At 67.2% G+C, this 522-nt stretch carries 1 protein-coding gene; it reads right to left on the bottom strand.

Annotated features, from left to right (window positions below; all coding sequences use genetic code 11):
- Positions 1-171 precede the first annotated feature (171 nt).
- Positions 172-522: type 2 periplasmic-binding domain-containing protein (locus D9V41_RS16210; RefSeq protein ID WP_208006906.1), on the bottom strand; the 351-nt coding region annotated here is incomplete at its 5' end.

Here is a 522-nt window from a genome sequence, read left to right as displayed (position 1 = left end):
GGCAAGCCGCACACGGTCCTGCCGCTCTCGGGGGTCACCCACATGACGCCGCAGGAGACCGTGGCCGAGAACCTCAAGCTTCTCCAGGTGCAGTTCCTCAGCGAGCATCTGCACCGCTGACGTGACGAAGGGGCGCCGAACCGCACGGTCCGGCGCCCCTGTCTCTGTGTCTCAGGAGCCCGGCTGGAACTCCACGATGTCCTGGTAGAGCTCGAGCTGTCGGCCCTCCAGGTTGTTCAGGAGGTAGTCACGGGCGCGGCTGCGGAACGCCTCCACGTCGACGTCCTCGACGACCTCGGGACCGCCGTTGGACGCCCACTCCTCGACGATGGATTCCGTCTCCTCCTCGATGCAGGCGCGGTCCTCTTCGCGGGTCTCGCGGACGGCCGTCTCCAGCGCGTCCTGCTGATCGGCCGACAGGCCCTCCCACGTGTCGCTGTTGACGACCACGAGCTGCGATCCGACCGAGTGGCGGTTGAGGCTCACGTAGTCCTGCACCTCGTCGTAGCTGTTGGCCGAGAC

Source organism: Aeromicrobium phragmitis (assembly GCF_003674095.1).
GTDB classification, from domain to species: domain Bacteria; phylum Actinomycetota; class Actinomycetes; order Propionibacteriales; family Nocardioidaceae; genus Aeromicrobium; species Aeromicrobium phragmitis.
The sequence above is the reverse complement of the archived record's forward strand: the minus strand, read 5'-3'. Positions and strand labels throughout refer to the sequence as shown.